Origin of the sequence: Acinetobacter sp. 102 (genome assembly GCF_037028485.1) — a bacterium.
GTDB classification, from domain to species: Bacteria; Pseudomonadota; Gammaproteobacteria; order Pseudomonadales; family Moraxellaceae; genus Acinetobacter; species Acinetobacter higginsii.
On sequence record NZ_JAZEZK010000021.1, the window covers coordinates 42192 to 64520 of the forward strand.

General features: G+C 41.2%; 21 protein-coding genes. 6 read left to right on the top strand and 15 right to left on the bottom strand.

Annotated elements, in window-relative coordinates; all coding sequences use genetic code 11:
* Positions 1 to 296: 296 nt before the first annotated feature.
* Positions 297 to 761, bottom strand: a complete 465-nt coding sequence (gene ybaK, locus WA352_RS17935) for a Cys-tRNA(Pro) deacylase (RefSeq protein ID WP_005315694.1) — start codon at positions 759 to 761, stop codon at positions 297 to 299.
* Positions 762 to 926: 165 nt separating this feature from the next.
* On the opposite strand from ybaK, the gene WA352_RS17940 reads away from it, so the two are divergent.
* Both WA352_RS17940 and WA352_RS17945 read left to right on the top strand, forming a co-directional pair.
* A complete protein-coding gene (locus tag WA352_RS17940) occupies positions 927 to 1232 on the top strand; it encodes a hypothetical protein (RefSeq protein WP_004807329.1) in 306 nt (101 codons plus the stop codon).
* A 183-nt stretch (positions 1233 to 1415) separates the two neighbouring features.
* On the top strand, positions 1416 to 2792 hold the full coding sequence (locus WA352_RS17945) for an ABC1 kinase family protein (protein WP_243306764.1): 1377 nt from the start codon (positions 1416 to 1418) through the stop codon (positions 2790 to 2792).
* A gap of 74 nt (positions 2793 to 2866) precedes the next feature.
* Here WA352_RS17945 and pobA read toward each other — a convergent pair whose 3' ends face one another.
* Positions 2867 to 4078 carry a 4-hydroxybenzoate 3-monooxygenase gene (gene pobA, locus WA352_RS17950; RefSeq protein WP_033133080.1) on the bottom strand — a complete coding sequence of 404 codons (1212 nt, stop codon included), beginning with the start codon at positions 4076 to 4078 and terminating at the stop codon, positions 2867 to 2869.
* A gap of 139 nt (positions 4079 to 4217) precedes the next feature.
* Here pobA and pobR point away from each other — a divergent pair, with 139 nt between their 5' ends.
* On the top strand, positions 4218 to 5033 hold the full coding sequence (gene pobR, locus WA352_RS17955) for an IclR family transcriptional regulator PobR (protein ID WP_033133079.1): 816 nt from the start codon (positions 4218 to 4220) through the stop codon (positions 5031 to 5033).
* Between the two features lie 55 nt (positions 5034 to 5088).
* On the opposite strand, the gene WA352_RS17960 is transcribed toward pobR, so the two are convergent.
* The 13 genes from WA352_RS17960 to paaA form a co-directional block, all read right to left on the bottom strand.
* Complete coding sequence (locus WA352_RS17960; protein ID WP_033133111.1) at positions 5089 to 6543, bottom strand: benzaldehyde dehydrogenase; 1455 nt, start codon at positions 6541 to 6543, stop codon at positions 5089 to 5091.
* A 214-nt stretch (positions 6544 to 6757) separates the two neighbouring features.
* Positions 6758 to 7360 (bottom strand): carbonic anhydrase, encoded by a 603-nt coding sequence (locus WA352_RS17965; protein WP_033133078.1) that lies wholly within the window; start codon positions 7358 to 7360, stop codon positions 6758 to 6760.
* Complete coding sequence (locus WA352_RS17970; RefSeq protein WP_033133077.1) at positions 7347 to 8306, bottom strand: PaaX family transcriptional regulator; 960 nt, start codon at positions 8304 to 8306, stop codon at positions 7347 to 7349. The genes WA352_RS17965 and WA352_RS17970 overlap by 14 nt, the downstream gene beginning before the upstream one ends.
* Before the next feature lie 62 nt (positions 8307 to 8368).
* Positions 8369 to 9658 carry a phenylacetate--CoA ligase PaaK gene (gene paaK, locus WA352_RS17975; RefSeq protein WP_033133076.1) on the bottom strand — a complete coding sequence of 430 codons (1290 nt, stop codon included), beginning with the start codon at positions 9656 to 9658 and terminating at the stop codon, positions 8369 to 8371.
* A gap of 42 nt (positions 9659 to 9700) precedes the next feature.
* Positions 9701 to 10912, bottom strand: coding sequence for a 3-oxoadipyl-CoA thiolase (pcaF, locus tag WA352_RS17980; protein ID WP_016163594.1), 1212 nt, complete (start codon positions 10910 to 10912; stop codon positions 9701 to 9703).
* Positions 10913 to 10924: 12 nt separating this feature from the next.
* On the bottom strand, positions 10925 to 12463 hold the full coding sequence (locus WA352_RS17985; protein ID WP_033133075.1) for a 3-hydroxyacyl-CoA dehydrogenase: 1539 nt from the start codon (positions 12461 to 12463) through the stop codon (positions 10925 to 10927).
* A 2-nt stretch (positions 12464 to 12465) separates the two neighbouring features.
* A complete protein-coding gene (gene paaG / locus WA352_RS17990; RefSeq protein WP_005212165.1) occupies positions 12466 to 13257 on the bottom strand; it encodes a 2-(1,2-epoxy-1,2-dihydrophenyl)acetyl-CoA isomerase PaaG in 792 nt (263 codons plus the stop codon).
* Complete coding sequence (locus WA352_RS17995) at positions 13257 to 14030, bottom strand: enoyl-CoA hydratase-related protein (RefSeq protein WP_033133074.1); 774 nt, start codon at positions 14028 to 14030, stop codon at positions 13257 to 13259. The genes paaG and WA352_RS17995 overlap by 1 nt, the downstream gene beginning before the upstream one ends.
* 8 nt (positions 14031 to 14038) lie before the next feature.
* A complete protein-coding gene (locus WA352_RS18000; protein ID WP_005188882.1) occupies positions 14039 to 15100 on the bottom strand; it encodes a 2Fe-2S iron-sulfur cluster-binding protein in 1062 nt (353 codons plus the stop codon).
* 23 nt (positions 15101 to 15123) lie between these two features.
* A complete protein-coding gene (gene paaD / locus WA352_RS18005) occupies positions 15124 to 15624 on the bottom strand; it encodes a 1,2-phenylacetyl-CoA epoxidase subunit PaaD (RefSeq protein ID WP_005188886.1) in 501 nt (166 codons plus the stop codon).
* Between the two features lie 16 nt (positions 15625 to 15640).
* On the bottom strand, positions 15641 to 16396 hold the full coding sequence (gene paaC / locus WA352_RS18010; protein ID WP_033133073.1) for a 1,2-phenylacetyl-CoA epoxidase subunit PaaC: 756 nt from the start codon (positions 16394 to 16396) through the stop codon (positions 15641 to 15643).
* Positions 16397 to 16408: 12 nt separating this feature from the next.
* Entirely contained in the window at positions 16409 to 16699 is a 291-nt protein-coding gene (gene paaB / locus WA352_RS18015) for a 1,2-phenylacetyl-CoA epoxidase subunit PaaB (protein ID WP_005188892.1), read from the bottom strand.
* A gap of 33 nt (positions 16700 to 16732) precedes the next feature.
* Positions 16733 to 17668 carry a 1,2-phenylacetyl-CoA epoxidase subunit PaaA gene (gene paaA, locus WA352_RS18020; RefSeq protein WP_005188895.1) on the bottom strand — a complete coding sequence of 312 codons (936 nt, stop codon included), beginning with the start codon at positions 17666 to 17668 and terminating at the stop codon, positions 16733 to 16735.
* A gap of 265 nt (positions 17669 to 17933) precedes the next feature.
* Between paaA and paaZ the strand changes: the two genes are divergently transcribed.
* The 3 genes from paaZ to WA352_RS18035 all read left to right on the top strand — a co-directional run bounded on the left by paaZ (position 17934) and on the right by WA352_RS18035 (position 22227).
* Positions 17934 to 20036 (top strand): phenylacetic acid degradation bifunctional protein PaaZ, encoded by a 2103-nt coding sequence (paaZ, locus tag WA352_RS18025; RefSeq protein ID WP_033133072.1) that lies wholly within the window; start codon positions 17934 to 17936, stop codon positions 20034 to 20036.
* A 75-nt stretch (positions 20037 to 20111) separates the two neighbouring features.
* The gene (locus tag WA352_RS18030; protein WP_033133071.1) at positions 20112 to 20402 is read left to right on the top strand and encodes a DUF1330 domain-containing protein; all 291 of its coding nucleotides are present in this window, start codon (positions 20112 to 20114) and stop codon (positions 20400 to 20402) included.
* A 412-nt stretch (positions 20403 to 20814) separates the two neighbouring features.
* On the top strand, positions 20815 to 22227 hold the full coding sequence (locus tag WA352_RS18035; protein ID WP_033133070.1) for a spinster family MFS transporter: 1413 nt from the start codon (positions 20815 to 20817) through the stop codon (positions 22225 to 22227).
* Positions 22228 to 22329 lie beyond the last annotated feature (102 nt).

A 22329-nucleotide genomic window follows, 5' to 3' on the forward strand; every position in this document is an offset into this window, starting at 1 on the left:
TGTTTTAGGCCTGAAACACATCTTAAGCACAAGGGAGTTTGCGATTAAGATAGAACTAATGATAATTATTATCATTTACTATTTCAATTCCATAAAAGAACCTGAAAAATGCGATCTAATTTATTGAATTAATTTGTTTTAAATATTAATTTAGCTTAATAAAGATACAAAAAGATAATAATAATTCTCATTAAATAAAATGATAACTTTTTAATTGCTAATTGCTTTTGTAGATTCTTAAAAAAAATAGATATAACAATAATTTATAAAAAACATTGTCTGTAAAAATTATTTTTCTAGTCTAAAACATCAAAAAATTCAGCACTCAGTAATTTTGCGAGGTCCTGTGGATTAAGACCAATATCCAGTCCCCGTTTCCCACCACTGACATAAATTTTATTGAATGTTTGCGCCGTTGCATCAATAACCGTCTTTAGTCGCTTCTTCTGCCCCAATGGACTAATCCCCCCCACAAGATAACCTGTTAAGCGCTCCGCATCTTTAGGATTCGCCATTTGTAGTTTCTTACAGCCTACTGCTGTCGCCACTTTTTTTAGATTAAGTTGATGGTGCACAGGTAAGATTGCAATGAAATAATTCTTTTCATCGGTCACCATTAATGTTTTAAAAACTTCTTCCACCTTTAAGTTGAGTTTTTCTGCAGCTTCTAACCCGAAACTTTTTGCATTCACATCATGTTCATATTCATGAATAGAAAATTGTATTTTATTTTTTTCCAATAGTTTACAAGCAGGTGTCATAACAATTCTGTATTTTTGTCTAATGTTGGTCGTGTGATAAGTGTAGCATTTTTAAATAAAGGTTTAAATTTGCTTAGGCTATTTTTGATATAAATCTATTCTTGATAAATACTCTAACAACCTCATATATTGGCTAACGGTGGAATAAACAGGCTCAATGGTTATATGAGTTATAAGCATAATAATTTGATGGCGATGCGTCAGAATTATTGGGATGATGAATCATCCAGCACAGTACAAGCTGAAAAACAATTTCTCAGAGAGATACTTGTTAAAGAAGGCGTTTTCAAAGATGCGACTTTAGACGACACCAAGTATTTTTTCTTTACGCTGCCAAGTATTATTATCGTTAAAGCGTATGCAGTTGGGTTTCACCACAGTCAAGTAAAACAGATGCTAGTGAAACATATTCACAGCAATCGTGCTGCGTTGATGAGGAAATCTTCACTTAAGATTCAGTTTAAAATTTAGAACATTTGTATAGTAAATAGCAAATTTCTACTTAGGCTATTTTTATGAAGATACCCTATTGCACAAATTTAGACTGATAATTCAAGAGATTGAACTATTTTAATACGTTCAAAAGCGGTAATATCCGCTACAATTCAAGTCTCGGCTTTCAACCCTCCGATTTCAGCATAGGACTTTTCTTTCATGTCAGATCAGAACGATAAGCTTAAGAATCTAAAAACCTCATCGGTGGATCGTCGCTTATCTATTGCAAAAGCTTCTCTACTTGCTGGAACACGCTGGGCGACAGCAAGTGCCACTTCTATATTCTCGAGCGAAGAAGAAAAAGAGAAGAAACGAAAAAAGGCCATGGCTGAGCAGGCACACTATTTAGTTTCTGAAATTGGTAAATTAAAAGGTTCAATTGTTAAGATTGGACAAATGATGGCTTTATACGGTGAACATTTTTTACCTGAAGAAATCACACAAGCCTTAAACACATTGAATAACCAAACAGTTGCACTGGCTTGGCCTGCAATCAAAACACATTTGCAAGAACAACTGGGCTCAAAATTAAATGATCTCACTATTGATCATGAGCCAATTGGAACAGCATCACTTGCTCAAGTACATCGTGCTACACGTAAGTCAGATGGTTTAGAGCTGGTCCTAAAAATCCAGTATCCTGGTGTTGCTGAAGCCATTGATTCCGACATGAATCTGTTCAAAAACATGCTGAAACTAACACGTATGGTGCCTCAAACCCGTGAATTTGATCAGTGGTTCGATGAAGTTCGTGAAATGATGCATCGTGAAGTCGATTATGGCATTGAAGCGGCAACCACACGTCGTTTTGCTGAGCGATTGAAAGATGATCCGCGTTATGTAGTACCTGAAATTATTGAGGAATTTTGCGCTGAAAAAGTGTTGTGCATGACCTTTGAGCGTGGCGTACCAGTCAATAGTCCAGTGATGCTTTCCCTGCCCCAAGAGCGTCGCAACCAACTCGGCGAAGCTTCTTTAGAAATTGCGGTACGTGAGCTATTTGAATGGGGTGAAATGCAGACCGACCCGAACTTTGGTAATTACTTGGTTCGTTTAGGCAATGGTGATGACGTTAAAGATAAAATTGTGCTACTCGATTTTGGTGCGATTCGACAATTCGACAATAACTTGCTCACGGTTGCACGCAATCTGATCCATGCGGGTTATGACCATGATAAGAATGCCATGGTCAAAGCCATGACAGGTTATGAATTCTTTGATGCCATGCCTGAAAATGTTAAACCAGGTATGGCAGATGTTTTCCTGATTGCAACAGAAGCATTTAGCTGCCCGAGTAACAATCCTGATATGCCAATTGGTATTATGGATGATCAGGACCGTTATGACTGGAAAAAGAGCCAATTGCATAATCGAGTGATGCAACAGGCTGGGCAATCGATGGCTTCACGCTATTTCTCGGTTCCACCAAAAGAGTTTATGTTCATTAGCCGTAAATTTATTGGTGCTTATACTTTTATGACCGTGATTGATGCGAAAACCAATGTACGGAAAATGATTCCGCAGTTTGCTGAATAACTTACCTATGCTGTATTTAAAAGGCCTGTCTAACTGATTAGACAGGCCTTTTTTATTTGCTTTACAGAACCGACTTAGGCACGAACTTCTTCAGTACTATTTTTTATTTCATAAGGCAAGCCGACATAATTTTCTGCCAAAGTCGTCTTGCCCGCCGTAGAGCCAAGAATATAGCTAAGTTCGGCTTGTTTAATCTTATGTTCAAACTCACTTTCTGTTTCAAAGCGATGCAACAAATGCGTCATCCACCAAGAAAAACGCTCGGCCTTCCAGACCCGTTGTAAACATTTTTCTGAATATTCCTGAATGCCCTGATCTGAACCTTCGACATAATATTCAATCAATGCCCTGGAGAGATAAGCAATATCTGAGGCTGCCAGATTCAATCCTTTTGCGCCCGTTGGCGGGACAATATGTGCCGCATCACCTGCTAAAAACAGCTTGCCGAAGCGCATCGGTTCAGTCACAAAACTGCGTAGCGGTGCAATACTTTTTTCGATCGATGAACCTGTTACCAACTTTTCTCGGCTTTCAGCATCTAAACGCAATTTCAGCTCTTCCCAAAATCTCTCATCTGACCAATCTTCAACTCGATCATTAAGCGGCACTTGCAAGTAATAACGGCTACGTGTTTCTGAACGCATACTGCATAAAGCAAAACCACGTTCTGATTGGACGTAAATCAATTCATCGGCTACAGGTGGTACATCGGCTAACACGCCTAACCAGCCAAATGGATACACTTTTTCATAAGTCTTGATTTTATCCTGAGGCACACTGGCTCGGCATATTCCATGATAGCCATCACAGCCTGCAATAAAGTCACAGTGAATTTTAAATACCTGCCCTTGATGTTCAAATTGCACTTTAGGTGTCTGATAAAAATCGCTAACCTGTACATTGTGTGCTTCATAAAATGATTTAAGTTGTGCGGCCTCACGTGCCATCATCAAATCTTTGGTCACTTCTGTTTGACCATAAACCGTGACTTGCTTTCCACCTGTCAATGCAGATAAATCAACGCGGTGCTTCTGTCCATTGGTGAGTATCTCAATGCCTGAATGCGGCAATCCTTTCTCGTTTAGATGCTGGTCAACACCTGCCTGCTTAAGTAAATCAACAGATACTTGTTCCAAGATGCCAGCACGTATTCGCGAAGCGACATAATCTGCACTACGTTGTTCAATAATAATATGCTCAATACCTGCTTGATATAAAAGCTGCCCAAGTAGCAATCCAGCTGGACCCGCACCAATAATCGCAACCTGCGTTGTTAAAATTTCCATGACATCTTCCTTGTGATCTCCTGTCATTTAACTTACTGCTTTTAAGTTTTGTGCACGATATAGCCAAGTCGAAAAGAACCGTTTATCATTTTATTTGTCCGGATAGCGGACAAAACATCACAATAACAGGAATGGAAGCATGGTTAAGGTTGATGCTGTGATAGAGCACCCCAATTCGCATGAACAGATTCGTCAGGAAGACTACATTGCAGGTTTGGCAAAAGGTTTAGCTTTACTGGAAGCTTTTGGGGTTGATCGACAACGTTTAAATGTCACTCAAGTGGCTGAACGGACTGGAATTAGCCGAACAGCAGCACGGCGTTATCTTAAAACTTTAAAATATTTAGGCTATTTAGACACAGATGAACATTATTACTGGCTCACGCATCGTGTATTACGTTTTTCTAGTTCTTATTTAAGTTCAGCACATCTACCTAAAATTGCCCAATCCTTCCTTAATCTTTTATCTGCCCAAACGTCATTGACCTTTTCATTGGTGGTCTTAGATGATAATGAAGTGGTACCGATCGCCCGTAGCTATCTGCCTCAACAAGATAATCTAAGGGTGAGTCCTTATGGCATGCATTTAGGCAATCGTCTACCTGCACACGCAACGTCAACAGGGAAAGTCTTATTGGCTGCCCAACCAGAGACAGCTCAACACGACTGGATTAAAAGGTTTGGTTTAAAACGTTTAACCCCTTTTACAATAACGGATGAAAATAAGTTCTTTGAGGTGCTGAAAGGTATTTCACAAGCAGATTATTGCCTTTCTAAAGAAGAACATGAACTCGGTGTCATCGCAATTGCAGTACCTGTGATCAATGCTCAAGGAAAAGCGATTGCCGCTGTAAACTGCATGTCACAGACCAATCGTGTACAAGAGGATTATTTAGTGCAACAGATTTTACCGCTACTACGCAACACCGCCAATGAACTGCGTAATGTGATTTAGCAGCATTTGTCCCTAAAGTTTTAGGGACAAATCACAAGGAATTTGTTAACCCTACTTAAAATGGATAATGTGGTGCTTGCGCCTGAATGGTCATCCATTGCCATTGGGTAAACTCATCCTCATTTGCAGGCCCACCAATCCGTGTAGCATTGCCTGATGCACCAAAGCCGCCAAAAGGATTCACAGTTTCATCATTTACGGTTTGATCATTGATATGCAATAAACCTACATTCAATTGTTGGCCAAGCTGCATGCCGCGCCCAACATTTGCAGTAATAATCCCCGCTGAAAGCCCATAGTCACCATCATTTGCAAGTTCAACTGCCTGTTCATCCGTGCTAAAAGGAATCAGAACGGCAACAGGACCGAAAATCTCTTCTGTAAAAATCGGATTGTCCTGTGTTACATCAGCTAAAACCGTTGGCTCAAAGAAAACACCATTGGCTTGTCCACCCACTTCTAGTTTTGCTCCATGCGCAATCGCATCCTTAACCAACTGCTCAACCCGTTGCGATTGCTTGGCATTAATCAGTGGGCCAATCGTGACATCACTTTGCAAAGGATTACCCACCACAAAATTTTTGACTTTCTCAAGCACACATTGTTTGACTTGAGGATAAATCTTCTCCTGAATCAGGATTTTTCCAGAAGTCATACAAATTTGACCCGAATGCAAAAAAGCACCCCACGCGATATTCTCTGCTGCAAGCTCAATATCGGCATCGTCCAGAATAATCAGTGAGTTTTTGCCACCTAACTCAAGTGATACTTTTTTCAGTGTTTTAGCTGCATTGGCACCCACAATACGACCTACATGGGTTGAACCAGTAAACTGGATACTGGCAATATTTTTATCCAAGGTCAGGGCCTCACCCACTTCAGCACCACCAGGCAGTACATGTAATAATCCTTGTGGTAAACCAGCCAATTCAAAAATACGGGCAATTGCATAACCGCTACAGACTGCAGTGCGTTCATCAGGTTTTAGTACCACCGCATTTCCAAGCGCTAAGGCTGGTGCAACCGCACGCAACGCAAGATATAATGGAAAATTAAACGGCGAAATGACACCAACTACACCTAAAGGCACTCGCTTGGCTAAACTCAATTTACCTGCCGTAGTTGGCAATAATGTGCCCTGATCAACGGCTGGTAATCCAATACAATGCTTTAATACCTGTATTGAGATATTAATCTCAAAACCTGCTTTTAATTGTAGCGAACCACTTTCTTTCACCAGCCACTCGATAATTTCAGCCTGATGCTCCGTTAGGATCTGAACTGCGCGCTCAAAAACCACCTGACGCTCTTGATAACTAAGCGCCCACCATTGCTTTTGTGCAATCTTGGCTTGCTGAGCTGCATCGACCACATCGGATGTATCTGCATATCCAATCTGCCCTAAGGACTCACCAGTCGCAACTTCAACCACTTGATAACCGTTTTTGGCAGATTGCCATGTACCACGAAATAATTTTTGATCCCAAATTTCTTTTGTTAAAATAGACATCATTAACCTCGTTGTATTTCCTTAAATAAAGTATTCACTTTTAGGCGGGTTTACATCCAAAAATGTACTGGCAAATACTTGCCTGTATTTTTCTGACGAAGAAGTAGAAAAACTTACACTCCATCATCAACTAATATTTAAAAACAAACTGTTGCTTTTTGATGTCTTGTTATCGCAAATGTTCAAAAGAAATTGATCAGCTCAAATGGTCTATTTAGGCCGTTGTTGGCTTGATTTGGTGATCAGACTGAAAATCTTGATAGGTCTTACGATCATGTGAATTTTCAATCAAAGGCAGGACTTCTGTCATACTGTTTAAACAACGCTGTGCAAGCTCAATATATTCTTGAGTGCCCTTTATTTTCCATGCGCGTTCTTGTTCTGTTAAATCTCGCACAACTTTTGCTGGGCTCCCCATTGCCAGTACATTGGCAGGAATTTGATCTTTGGTTTTGACCAAACTATTTGCGCCAATTATGCTATTTTCATCAATCTCGGCATAATCCAAAATGACGCTATTCATACCAATCAACACATTTTTACCGATACGGCAACCATGTAAAGTCGCAGCATGACCAATATGTCCCATTTCTTCAACAAGGGTGACGCTTTGCGGAAAGCCATGAATGATGCAACTGTCCTGTACATTGGCATTTGCTTTGATATGAATACGGCCAAAGTCCGCACGCAATGAGGCAAATGGCCCAATATAAGCTCCAGCTTCAATAATCACATCACCAATTAAAACCGCAGTGGGATGAACAAATGCACGGGGGTGAACCACAGGAATCACCCCATCAATGCTATAGCAAGGCATGACTCAATCTCTCATTACTTTGGGTTAAGCCACCAAAACGACGCCAGAAATGTGCAGTTGCATTTGGCATTGGCCCTTCCGATGTTGCCGCAACCGATAAGAAATAGTCATCAGCCGCTTCAAAGACTTTTTTGTAAATGTTCATGGATAATGTACGGGCATTGACTGCAGGCCAGTCCGCCGATAATAGTTCTAAGGGCAATGCAGGATCTTTCAGTAAAATACGACGATAGTAATGAATCAATAAGGTCCGAATCTGGAAGGCTTGAATCGGTTCAATATTTTCGTCATCCTGCATCAAAATCACGCCAATCTCTCGAAACATATCCAGAAATTGCAGATAACGTTGACGTAACTCATCAATCGGCCAATTGGTTTCTAACATACGGCCAATCGTTTCGGTTGAGTTATTAAACAGCTGTAAGGTCTCAGCCTTAAACACCACCACCTGTTCACTCATATTTAAGTCAACCAACAGCTTTTGTAGCTGCAAGCGGTTTGAACCTGGATAAGCCATCAGATTGGTAGAAATATTAGCAAAACCCAACCATTCCAGTTCTTTCTTTAAAAATGCCTTATTGTCTGTATCCAAACTCGACATCAAAATCAGGTCCCAAGAATGATCCCACTCTTTCATCTGATCATTATAAATCCGTTGCTCAGCCTGCAAATATTTGGAACGACTGGCATCGGTAATGCGGTAGAAACTGGTCCTGCCAATTTTATCTGAACCAAGCCAATCACTTTTAACCAAACGAAAAACAGAAGTTCGTACAGCACGATCATTAAAATCAAACAACTCCATTAACTGAATCAAGCTGGCAAGACTGATATTTCCACCTCGATGCAGCACTGAATCGCCAAAAATAGTCGAAATCAATGAGGTACCACTTAAGGGTTCATTCTGAATAATTGAATCAATAATTTGCTGTAACTTTACACTCATACTTTTATCTTGGCATTTAGATTCAGGATATAGGGAATACTATACCCTGAATGATTATAATGTTAAGCAATCTGACGCATATCAATGACGCGTTTTGCTTTACCCTCAGAACGTGGCAAGGTCAATTCATTCACCACTTCCACCGTAACAGAAATCCCAATCATGGTTTTAATCCGCTGCATTAACTGCTGAGCCAATTGCTGCGCCTGCTTGTCACAGTTATGGCACATTTCGGTACGGATATGCAAAGTATCCATATGCCCTTTCTTTGCCACCAGAATTTCATAATTCGGTACCAGACTCGGCACTTGTAAAATCTGTTCTTCGATCTGTGTCGGGAATACATTGACACCGCGAATAATCAACATGTCGTCACTACGCCCTACAATTTTATCCATACGGCGCATGGCAAGATTCTGACCTGCCAATAAACGGGTTAAATCGCGGGTACGATAGCGGATAATCGGCAAACCTTCTTTGGTGATGGTGGTGAATACCAGTTCGCCCAATTCACCATCTTTACATACTTCACCTGTTTCAGGATTGATGATCTCAGGATAAAAATGATCTTCCCAAATGGTTAAGCCTTCACCTTCGCCCAGACACTGCATCGCAACCCCTGGCCCCATAATCTCCGATAAACCATAAATATCCAGCGCTTTGATATTTAAACGTTCTTCGATTTCACGGCGTAACTCGTTGGTCCAAGGCTCAGCACCAAAAATCCCAACTTTTAACGAGGTATTACGGGCACTGCCTAATTGCTGCTCCAGTTTTTCAATAATGCTGACACAATATGATGGCGTCACCATAATTGCCGTCGGTTTAAAATCCTGAATCAGTTGCACCTGTTTCTCCGTCTGCCCACCTGACATTGGAATCACGGTTGCACCTAAGCGTTCAGCGCCATAATGTGCGCCTAAACCACCTGTGAACAGACCATAACCATAGGCGACCTGAATCATATCTTTGGCACTTAGACCTGCCATACGCAGGCAACGTGCTACGATATCCGACCAAGTATGGATATCTTTTTGGGTATAGCCAACGACAGTGGGTTTCCCTGTGGTACCTGAAGAGGCGTGTAAACGAACAATCTGCTCCTGTGGCACCGCAAACATTCCAAAGGGATAGTTATCTCTTAAATCCTGTTTGGTGGTAAATGGGAACTTGGCCAGATCATCCAAGTTGACGAAATCATCGGGATGTACACCTGCATCGTCAAACTTTTTCTTATAGACAGGGCTATTGGCATAAACATATGTCAAGGTGTCTTTTAAGCGTTTGGTTTGTAGCGCTCGTAACTCCGCAAGCGTCATTTTTTCTACATCTTGTGTTATCAGGCTATCCACTGCCGTATCTCCTATGTCGTTATTACACGAGAACCATCTACATTAATTTAAATTTTCTAAAATAAGGGCCACACCTTGGCCGACACCAACACACATGGTGCACAGTGCATATTGACCACCACGTCTTTTTAATTCTCTGGTGGCAGTAATCACCAAACGAGTTCCGCTCATACCCAGTGGATGTCCAAGGGCAATCGCACCACCGTTCGGATTAACACGTGCATCATCATCTTTTAAACCCAACTCACGCATACAGGCCAAAGACTGAGCTGCAAATGCCTCGTTCAGCTCAATCACATCCATTTGATCTAAGCGAAGACCTGTTTGTTTTAAAAGTTTCTGAACTGCTGGCACAGGCCCAATGCCCATATATTTTGGCTCAACACCTGCACTTGCAATCGCGACCACACGTGCCAAAGGTTTTAATCCGTGGCTATCGGCAAACTGACGATTGGTTAATAACACACAGGCCGAACCATCATTGACACCAGAAGCATTGCCCGCAGTGACTGAACCACCCTCTTTACGGAATGGGGCTTTGAGTTTTGCCAAGCCTTCTAGGCTAGTCTCTGCTCTTGGATGCTCATCTTGGCTAAAAATGGTGATGTTCTTTTTACGATCGACCAGTTCAACGGGCAAGATTTCATCTGTAAAAAAACCATTTTGTTGCGCCACTGCCACTTTTTGTTGACTACGAATCGCAAACTCATCCTGATCTTGTCGGCTAATCTGGTATTTCTCAGCCACATTCTCAGCCGTTTCCGGCATGCTGTCGGTACCATATTCGGCTTTCATCTTTTTATTAATAAAACGCCAGCCAATCGTGGTATCAAATATTTCCGGACTGCGTCCAAATGCTTCTGTCGGCTTGGCTTGAACAAAGGGCGCTCGGCTCATTGACTCCACGCCACCTGCCAGTACAAATTGAGACTCGCCCGATTTAATTGAACGTGCAGCCAAGCCGACTGCATCTAAACCAGATGCACATAAACGATTCACTGTCATTGCAGGAACAGCTTCAGGTAAACCAGCCAATAAGGTTGCCATACGCGCCACATTACGGTTATCTTCACCCGCTTGATTGGCACAGCCTAAAAACACTTCATCCAATTCTTGCCAAGGTAAATCAGCATGCTTTTCTTTTAAATATTTAATCGGCAATGCAGCAAGATCATCAGTACGCACTGAACTTAATGCACCTGCATAGCGACCAATTGGGGTACGAATAAAATCGCAAATTAAAACGTCTTCCATGTTGACTCCTGTCTATGCAAAGGCTTTTAAATCTTTTGAATAATCACCGCGAATACACTGCTGCTTCGCCACGTATTGTTTGAGATAAAGACTTGCACGATATTTTTCTTCGCCATAGATGGCATATAAATTGTTTAGCGTTGCCAAGACGTATTCAGCACCCAATTGCATCATCCATTGATACGGCCCTTTAGGATAGTTCACTCCATATTTCATGGCATTATCAATATCTTCCATACTCGCAACACCATGCAGACTTGCTTCACAGGCTTCATTAATCAGTAAAACAATAGTACGCAAGGTTAATAGTGCTGGATGATCACTGATCCAAAGTACCTTGATCTGGGATTGGGCAAAGAAATCCTCAACAGTTGCAAGATCATCCGCTTGGCAAAGATGGTTATGGCTAAGAACCACCGCCTGTGCCTGTTCAAAATGATGATGCCAATCCATCAATACCGTTTTACGATTTGGATAATCGATATTGACAGATTCTCCATGACTTAGACGCAAATCAACATCATCAATTTGGATGATATTTTCATTGCTTGCTAAAGCACGACTTAAGCCCAGACGTTCTAATAAATTCGGGCATTGCGCCCATGTACCTTTGACTTGAACATCAGCATGAAAAGACGGCGCAGTAATAAGCTGAGGCTGAAAAGTCGCATACTGATTTTTTTCATCATAGCGATAAAAGCCTTGCTTTGATTTACGTCCCCATGTACCAGCATCAACCAATTCTTTCTGAATCAGGCTTGGGCGATAACGCGGTTCATAAAAGAAGGCTTCATAAACACTTTGAGTGACTGAGAAATTAACATCTTGCCCAATTAAATCGGTTAACTCACACGGCCCCATCGCAAAACCACCGCACTGCTTTAAGGCATAGTCGAGCTGGTCATAGGTTGTGACCTGTTCTTGCAAAGCGCGAAATGCTTCTGCATAAAACGGACGGGCAATACGATTGACAATAAATCCAGGCGTTGACTTGGTTAACACAGGAATTTTGTTCCAAGCCAGCATGAGCGTTCTTAATGACTGACATAAAACTTCCGTTGTTTTTAAACCCTGTACAATTTCGACCAACTTCATCACAGGTGCAGGATTAAAGAAATGCAGTCCAACCACTCGCTCAGGATGTGGAACAGCAGATGCGATTGCTGTCACTGAAATAGATGAGGTATTGGTGGCTAAAATAGTATGTTCGCTACAAATCGTCACCAACTGCTTAAACAAAGATTGTTTCACTTCCAGCTTTTCAACCACCGCTTCTATCACCAAATCGACACTTGCCAATGCTTCGATTTGATCAGCAATGGTCAAACGTGAAAGTGCTTGCTGTGCCTGCTCAGAGGTTAGCTTGCCTTTTTCTGTCAACTTCGCGAAGGTCTGATGCAATCCATCAACCGCCTGTTTGGTCTTTTCACGATCGAGATCGTAGAGAACCGTCGAATGACCATTGACCATCGCCAATTGAGCAATACCGATCCCCATTGTTCCAGAACCAATCACGGCAATTTTGGCATGAGACAAATCTAGATTCATCATGCTTAGCGCCCCTGAAAGTCAGGCTCACGCTTATTCATGAAAGCTTGCACCCCTTCACGATAATCTTCTGAGCGTCCTGCGATACGTTGTAAATCTCGCTCCAAGAACATCTGCTCATCAAAGCTGTTATTACTGGATTGGTGGATGGCTTTTTTAATCAGTGACAGGCCAAAGGTGGGCTGTTTGGCTAAACGTTCTGCCAGTTCAGTGACTTTTGATTTCAGCTCAGCATCTTCGGCAACATCCCAAATCATGCCCCATTCTTTTGCGGTTTCCGCAGGAAGTTTATCTCCCAGCAAAGCTAGCCCCATTGCACGGGCTTGACCTACTGCACGTGGCAGAAACCAGGTTCCACCTGAGTCTGGAACCAGACCTAAACGACAAAATGCTTGTACAAAATTGGCAGATTTCGCGGCGACAACCAAATCACAAGCCAAAGCGATATTTGCACCTGCACCCGCTGCCACACCATTTACCGCACAGATCACGGGCTTGGGCATATTGACAATCATTTTGATCAGCGGGTTATAGTAGGTTTCAATCGAGTAACCTAAATCAGGCGCAGCAGCATTTGGATCAACCACACGATCGCCAAGATCTTGCCCTGCGCAGAAACCGCGGCCTTCACCACTAATCACGACACAACGAATATCTTGGTTTTTACTCCAAAAGCCCAAGACCTCAGCGACTTCACGGTGCATATCCACGTTAAAACTATTCAGTGCCTTTGGTCGATTAAAAGTTAAATAACCCACCGCATTTTTTTCTTCTACGATAATATTTTGATAGTCCATCATTCACCTCTAAATACAGGCTTTCTTTTTTCAAAGAATGCGTTAATTCCTTCTTTTCGATCATTTGTTGCCGCCAACCAAACAAAATTCTGGCGTTCAAGCTTTAACCCCTGACTCAGTGTTGTTTCATGAATACTTTTGATCGATTGTTTAATTACCCGAATCGCCAAGGGTGCTTGTTGAGCAATTTTCTTGGCTAATTGAATGGCATATTCCACAGTTAATGCTGTAGGGACCACTTCGCTGCAAATACCGTGTTGCTCTGCCTGTTGTGACGAAAGCATCTCCCCTGTCATCGCCCAGCGCATGGTCAATTGTTGCCCGACTAAGCGTGCTAAGCGTTGTGTGCCGCCTGCACCTGGTAACATGCCTAAACCAATTTCTGGCAAGGCGAATTTGGCATTTTCACCACATAGTACGATATCTGTGTGTAAAACCAGTTCAAATCCCGCACCCAAGGCATAACCATTCACAGCTGCAATAATTGGTTTACTAAACGCATCAATCTTCTGCCATAGTTTTGGACGGATATCGAGTTGTAAAGCCACTGAATCCATTTCTGCTAACTCAGCAAGATCAGCACCTGCTGCAAAACAATATTGATTGCCTGTTAGAATAATGGCTTTGACTCTGGCATTGTGTTCTGCCTCTTCGAGCAATTCGCATAAATATTGCAAAGTCGCATTATTTAAAGCATTCCGTTTTTCAGCACGATTGAGGGTTAATAGCATTACACCATCAATTGTTATTTCGGCTTTGATCAGCTCTTGCATAGCCACCTCTACTCATCAAAGCTCAAACGGACATTTGAGCCTTTAGGTAAGGTTTGACAGCTCAGCACATAGCCCTTTTCGACTTCATCATCTTCAAGACTGTAGTTCAAGAACATATCAACATCACCAGAGAGCACCTTACAACGACAGGTCGCACACACGCCGCCTTTACATGCATAAGGTAAATCTGCACCTGCACGTAATGCTGCATCTAAAATGCTTTCATCGTCTTGAGACACTGACACGATCAGTTCACGACCATCCAGTACAATATTGACTTGTTCTTCCTTACGATTCGCATCAGCATCGACTGCTCGTTTACGGACATGACCGGTATTAAAACGTTCAGTATGAATCTTGTCTTTACTTAAACCATAGGTCGGTAACAGGCTTTCGACTGTGTCCATCATTTCATCTGGGCCACAGGCAAAAACATGATCAAAATTGCTTTCTAGCACGTCATGATCAAACAATTGCTTTAATTTTGTTTCATCTATTCGACCATTCATCAACTCACTTTCGTTGAATTCACGGGAAAAAATATTGATCAACTGGAAGCGTTCTTTAAATTGATCTTTCAAATCCATAATTTGCTCAGCAAACATGGTTTGTTTCCATGAACGATTACCATAGAGCAAGGTAAAATTCGATGTCGATTGTTCAAACAAAACCTGTTTAATAATCGACAAAATTGGGGTAATACCACTGCCAGCAGCAACACCTAAAAATGCTTGACCGCCAGATCTGGCTGCTTTTTGAAAAAAAACACCCTGTGGTGGCATCACATCAAGAACATCGCCAACTTTTAAATAATCATTGGCCCAATTTGAGAATTGGCCTTGATCCATCTTTTTCACTGCGATACTGATATCTTCTTTCGGTGCATAACTACAGATCGAGTAGCAACGACGAATCTCACCTGCCTCAGTTAAATGGCGAATCGTTAAATGTTGACCTGGCTGAAATTTAAATTGTTCTTGTTGCTCAGGCACAAGATCAAACGCAATACAAATGGCCTGATCTGTCTGAGGGGTAATACTTTTTACTTTTAAGGGAATAAATTGGCTCATGGCTGATTTCCTTATCTAAAACTTTAAATACATTTAAAATAATCAAAGGGCTCAAGACAGTCCTGACATTTGTACAAGGCCTTACACGCGGTCGAACTAAACTCCGTGAGCAGCTTGGTATTTCGACTTTTACACCGCGGACACACCACACCATCTTTTAAATGAACATGTGTTCCACACTGATGTGCTAAACCCTCTGGCGGCGCGATACCATAGTCTTGTAACTTCTTCTTGCCTATTTCAGACATCCAGTCGGTTGTCCATGCTTCAGATAAATCAACAATCACCTTTGCGGGAGTGAGGTCTTCTGCTGCCAACGCCTCGACAATCTGCGCTTTTAATAAATCAGTTGCAGGACAGCCACTATAGGTAGGTGTTAATCGAACAATAATTTCTTGCTGATCATTCAGTTCCACCCCACGAATCATGCCCAAATCCACTACAGATAAAGCAGGAATCTCAGGATCACTGACCGTTTGCAGAACATCCCAACACTGATCGATACAATGACGAATCATTTGCATGGCTCAACTCCTTGTCTTACCAAGTCATTTCAGGATAAGTGCGTTGAATGGCCTGCATTTCAGCCAACAAATATCCTAAATGTTCCGTATGTAGACCCTGTTTGGCACCACGGCGATAAGCGCCATTTACAGGAACCGTCAGCTCAAATCGTTTTAATTCTTCAGCAATTGTCTTGTCCCATTGTGCTTTTTCATTAGACAAGTCGCTAATTAAACCCTGCTCAACCAGTACATATTCTTCAGCGGTCAATTCAAACAACTCTGCGCTAAAACGCCACAAGCTATCTAATGCGACCTGTACACGCTGATGTGCTTCTGCTGTACTTAAGCTCAGACGCTCCATCCAGCTAGTTGAAAAGCGAATGTGGTATTTCACTTCTTTCAATGATTTCATTGCCAACGCGGCAATCTCAGCCACTGTACTTTTGCTTAAAGAGGTCATTAATAACAAGTGATAATGATCCATTAACCATTGGCGCACGATAGTTTGAGCAAAATCACCATTTGGCTGTTCACAAATCAATAAATTGAGAAATTCACGTTCTGAACGGAAGTAAGCCAATTGATCTTCATCACGCTGTGCCTCTTCATATTGCCCAGCTAAGGTTAAAAAGTTTCTGGATTGCCCAAGCAGATCCAAACCAATATTCGCCAAGGCAATATCAATCTCTAGCTCTGGTGCATGACCACACCATTCCGCTAAACGTTGCGCCAATACCAACTGGCTATCGCCAATATGTAATAAGAACTTAGATAAAATAGGATTATTCATTTCCATACTCCCTTACATATGCTCGATGCCATCAGGAATATGATAGAACGTAGGGTGACGATAAACTTTGTCTAGCGCTGGTTCGAAAAATTCAGCTTTTTCATCTGGCTGTGATGACTTAATCAATTCAGAACGAACCACCCAAATACTGATTCCCTCATTACGACGGGTGTACACATCGCGTGCATGTTGCAATGCAATTTCATCATCAGATGCTCTTAAGCTACCGACATGACGATGACTTAGACCTTGTTTGCTACGGATAAATACTTCGTAAAGCGACCAGTTATTTTTATCTTCCATTTTGATGTCCTCAATTTTGTCCATAAATTTTGCTTAAGCGACTTGCGTTACGGCTTGCTGCTTTTTCGCGTAGATAACAGCTGCATCTCGAACCCATTTACCGTTTTCCCAAGCTTTGCGTCGTGCTTCTATACGCTCGTGGTTACATGGACCTCGACCAGCAATAACTTCATTGAATTCGTGCCAATTGATTTCACCGTGGATATAACGTCCCGCTTCTTCATCCCACTTCAAATCAGGATCTGGAACGTCTAAACCAAGCTGCAAAATTTGAGGAACCGTGTTATCGACAAACTTTTGACGTAAATCATCGTTACTGAATCGTTTAACTTTCCAAGCCAGACTTTGCGCACTGTTTGGAGAATGCTCATCGCTTGGCCCAAACATCATTAGTGCTGGCCACCAAAAGCGATTTACAGCGTCTTGTGCCATTTGTTTTTGTTCAGGTGTTCCAGCAGCCAGCACCATCATGGCTTCAAAACCTTGACGTTGATGAAAGCTTTCTTCTTTACAGATACGTACCATGGCACGTGCATATGGGCCATAAGAGGTACGGCACAACGCTACCTGATTCACAATCGCAGCACCATCCACCAACCAGCCAATCGCAGCTACATCGGCCCAAGTCACCGTCGGATAATTGAAAATTGATGAATATTTCATTTTTCCATCAATCAGTTTTTCCATCATGTCATCACGGTCAGCACCTAATGTTTCTGCTGCACTGTAGAGGTAAAGTCCATGCCCTGCTTCATCTTGAACTTTTGCCAGTAAAACCGCTTTACGCTTTAAAGTCGGTGCACGCGTAATCCAGTTTCCTTCAGGTAACATGCCAACAATTTCAGAATGACCGTGTTGCCCAATTTGGCGAATCAAAGTTTTACGATAGGCATCTGGCATTTCATCTTTCGCTTCTATCGTGATGTCATTGGCAATATTTTGCTCAAATTTCTGATACTTATTTTCCATTTGTGTCTTCCCTTTAGGTCTCACCCTTAAATCCATTTTTCGATACATTAAAAATAAAGTCAACAACATTTTATGTATCATATTTTAACATCTCTAAGAAATAGAGATATAGCTTTGTTTTAATTAATTATATTTAAATAATAAAAATCAACATGATTTCTTTTCTATAAAATTAAGTTGACTTTTTATTCAATAGGCGTGAAATTATGAATCATATTCTTAGTATTTCAAAAATTGATGTATCACATAAAAATGGAGTTTTCTCATGCTTGATCAAGCACTATTAGAAGGAACATCTAAATCAGCAGCAGAGCAACAACCTGCATCAAAAGTGATTCAGCTTGGATCTTTTGTATATGGAACGTGGCATTCAAGCCATGAAGATGCACGTACTGTGGTTCATGCCATTAGCAATGAGCCAATTTATACTGTCAGCAGTCATGGCATAGATATGCAACAGGTTGTTGAATATGCCAAGCAGAATGGTGCAACACTGGCAAATTGGACCTTCCATCAACGTGCCAATGCTTTAAAACAAATTGCACAGCACCTACTTGAGCACAAAGAAGATTTTTATCAGCTTGCCTATGCAACAGGTGCAACACGCAAAGATGCCTGGATTGATATTGAAGGTGGAATTCAGACCTTATTTGCTTACTCAAGTTTGGTACGACGAGAACTGAATGATGAAAAAATTATTACCGAAGACAGTTGGATTCAACTCTCAAAAAATGGCACTTTTGGCGCCAAGCATATTTTAAGCCCGAAAGCGGGTGTGGCAGTTCATATCAATGCATTTAACTTCCCAATTTGGGGAATGTTAGAAAAAATTGCCCCGACGCTATTGGCTGGCGTGCCATGTATTGTTAAACCTGCAACTGACGGTGCTCAACTTACCCAAGCAGTTGTTAAAGCGATTGAAGATACACAACTTCTACCGAAAGGATCACTACAACTCATTTGTGGACAAATTGATGATCTTTTTGATTATCTAGGTCCACAAGATTGTGTAACCTTTACAGGCTCAGCCTATACTGGCCAAAAACTCCGTAACCACCCACATCTCAATAAATATTCAATTCCATTTAGTATGGAAGCTGATTCTGTCAACAGTGCCATCCTAAGCCCTGAAGCAGATGAAGCCACAGTTGATCTGTTTGTACGTGAAGTTTTCCGAGAAATGACTACCAAAGCTGGACAAAAATGTACGGCCATCCGCCGTGCTTTCGTACCCCAAGCACAACTTGAGCAAGTACAACAAAAGCTGATTGCTAAACTGGAAAAAGTGATTGTGGGCGATCCACAGAAACAAGACACCACAATGGGAGCATTAGCAAGCCCTAAACAAAAGTTGGATGTTGCAAACAAAGTTGCAGAACTGGCTAAAGATGCAAAAATTGTTTTTGGTGGTACAACAAATTTTAAATTTAATGCAGCTACTCCTGAAAATGGCGCATTCTTCCCACCAACACTTCTTCTCTGTGAACAACCATTGCAAGCCACGCATGTACACACCACCGAAGCCTTTGGTCCCGTGTGTACGCTTATACCATATCAATCCATTGATGAACTTGCCGATCTAGTGGCACGTGGTGAAGGTAGTTTGGTTGCATCCGTTGTCAAAAACAGTCATGAAAACATTGAACAGATTATTCAGAAAATAGCACCTTGGCATGGTCGAGTTCATATTCTGGATGAAGAATCTGCCAAAGAAAGTACAGGTCATGGCTCGCCACTGCCTCATTTAATTCATGGCGGTCCTGGTCGTGCTGGTGGCGGTGAAGAACTTGGTGGAATTAGAGCAGTAAAACACTATATGCAACGAACTGCCATTCAAGGTTCGCCAAATAGTTTGACTCAAGTTACCCATTCATGGACAGCAGGCTCAAACATCAAGCAAGACCGCGTACATCCTTTTAAAAAGGATTTTGATGAACTGGTCATTGGTGAGCGTTTACTGACAGCGCGTCGTACAGTGACCGAAGCAGACATTGTCAATTTCGCCTGCTTAAGTGGTGATTATTTCTATGCACATACTGACAAAATTGCAGCAGCAGATTCATTCTTTGGTGAACGTGTCGCACATGGCTATTTTATCGTATCTGCAGCAGCAGGATTGTTCGTCGATGCCGCACAAGGCCCCGTGATTGCCAACTACGGTATGGACAACTTACGCTTTGTTGAGCCAGTGAAAATTGGTGATTCAATCCGTGTTGAACTGACCTGCAAACAAAAAACACCAAAACCACAAAAAGACTTATCACAACCTGCACATGGTGTGGTGGTATGGGATATAAAAGTAAAAAACCAACGCGACGAACTGGTTGCCACTTACGATATCCTAACGCTGGTCGCTCGCGCAGCTTAATACATGAGTGTTGATGGATATGACATCGTATCCGTCAACAAATCAACACTTAGTCTCTATCCATCAGGAAAGCCAATGAGCGCATATATCATTTTGATTCGTAAAGAACTGAAAAATAAAGATGAGATGAAAACCTATACATCTTTAGCACGCAAAGCTAGCCAAGGCTTTGATGCTGAACCGATTGTGTTTTATGGTCAGTCTATTGCATTGGAAAATATCGAAAGCGACGGCGTTGCCATCATTAAATTTAGCAGTATGCAGGAAGCTCAAAATTGGTATCACAGTGATGCCTATCAAGAAGCTAAAAAACACCGAGATCTTGCAGGCGAATATATGGTGATTCTGACTGAAGGATTAGACTAGACAATTCAAACGAAATTAAATTACATATTTTTTTTAATTATCTAATTTAAGAATCGCTTTAAAATTATTTTAACAATAATATAAATAGTCACGCCTATACTTTTTTAAACTAAAAATCTCCCACAGCCAATGCAATGTTTATTTACATTTTATAAAAACATGAAAATTAAATAAAATAATTAAAATAAATACAATAATAACAACAATAAAAATAAAATTAACCTTAAATATAGATTTCTTATTTCCTGTAAAAATCATTCTATTTTTTCAGTCAAATTAAAAATTAAGCTTTATTTAAGAATAGCTATTGAATCAGATCCATAAAATAAAATAGACCAAAAATGACACTAAATTATAAAAATAAAATTTATTTAGTATCACTTAATACTCAGTCATCATAGGAAGATGCAGAATGAATGATAACCACCCAGAAAGTATGCTCAGGAATGAGCAAAAGGCAGAACTATCGCCTGAACAAGTGATTCATATACATCCAGAGCCGCATTTAGAGCGCGAACGTTATGGCTACCAATGGTATGTCGTCGTGATTTGCATGTTGGCTTATATTCTTTCATTTGTAGATCGTCAAATTTTATCCTTGATGATCGAACCCATTAAACATGATCTGATGCTGTCTGACACTCAATTTAGTCTATTGCAAGGTCTGGCTTTTTCTTTATTCTATGCCTTTATGGGCATCCCAATTGCCGCACTCGCTGATAAGAAATCACGGATTAAGATTATTTCGATTGGCATTGCATTCTGGAGCTTAGCAACGGCTGCATGTGGCTTAAGTAAAAATTTTGCTCAGATGTTTCTCGCACGATTAGGTGTGGGTGCTGGTGAAGCTGCATTATCCCCCGCTTTTTACTCCATCGTGACCGATTTATTCCCCAAAGAGAAACTAGGCCGTGCGTTAGGGCTATATGCCATTGGTGCTTTTATTGGCTCTGGTTTGGCTTTTTTAATTGGCGGTTATGTGATTAGTCTTTTAAAAAATGTTGATTCAGTCGTCCTGCCAGTCATTGGTCAATTAAGAACATGGCAACTCACCTTCTTTATCGTCGGGCTTCCAGGTGTTTTACTCGCTTTAGTTATGATTTTAACGGTAAAGGAACCGACACGAAAAGGCTTAAAAGTTGATCAAAATGGGCAGGTAATCCAAGCATCATTTAAAAACTCTATTGCCTTTATCAAAACTCATAAAAAGACCTTCTTTTGTCACTTTATTGGTTTCTCTTTCTATACCATGATGCTGTACTCGCTACTTGGATGGGCACCTGCATTTTACATGCGACACTTTGGCCTAGATGCCAGCCAAACAAGCTATATTCTCGGCAGTATTATTTTGGTTGCAAACACGGCTGGAGCACTATTTTGTGGATGGCTCATCGATTATTTCTCTAAAAAGGGTTATAGCGATGCAGCGATTCGAGCAGGAATGATCGGCTGTGCTGCACTTATTGTTCCAAGTGTGCTGTTTACCCAAGTCGATAATATGTACTTATCCTTTGCCTTAATTTTTGTGGCTATGTTTTTCTCGACCTTTCCAATTCCTGCATCGGCTGCTGCAACTCAAATGCTTACCCCAAACCAGTTACGTGCTCAGGTCTCAGCGAAATTTCTACTGGTTTCAAATTTGATTGCTTTAGGTGTAGGTACAACCGCTGTTGCGCTATTAACAGATAAATATTTCCAAAATACATTGATGGTGGGTAACTCTATCTCGATTGTAAATGCAGTTGCAGGCTTACTCGGTGTATTTCTGCTCTACAAAGGCTGTAAATATTATCGTGAAAGTATCCAACACGAACAGCTCAACTAAGTCATTGCTATTTTCCTTCCTTCAATATTCATAAATGAAGGAAGGATATTAATCTGAATTTTAAAATAATAACGCCTAGGGATGGCATACCAAGATTGGATA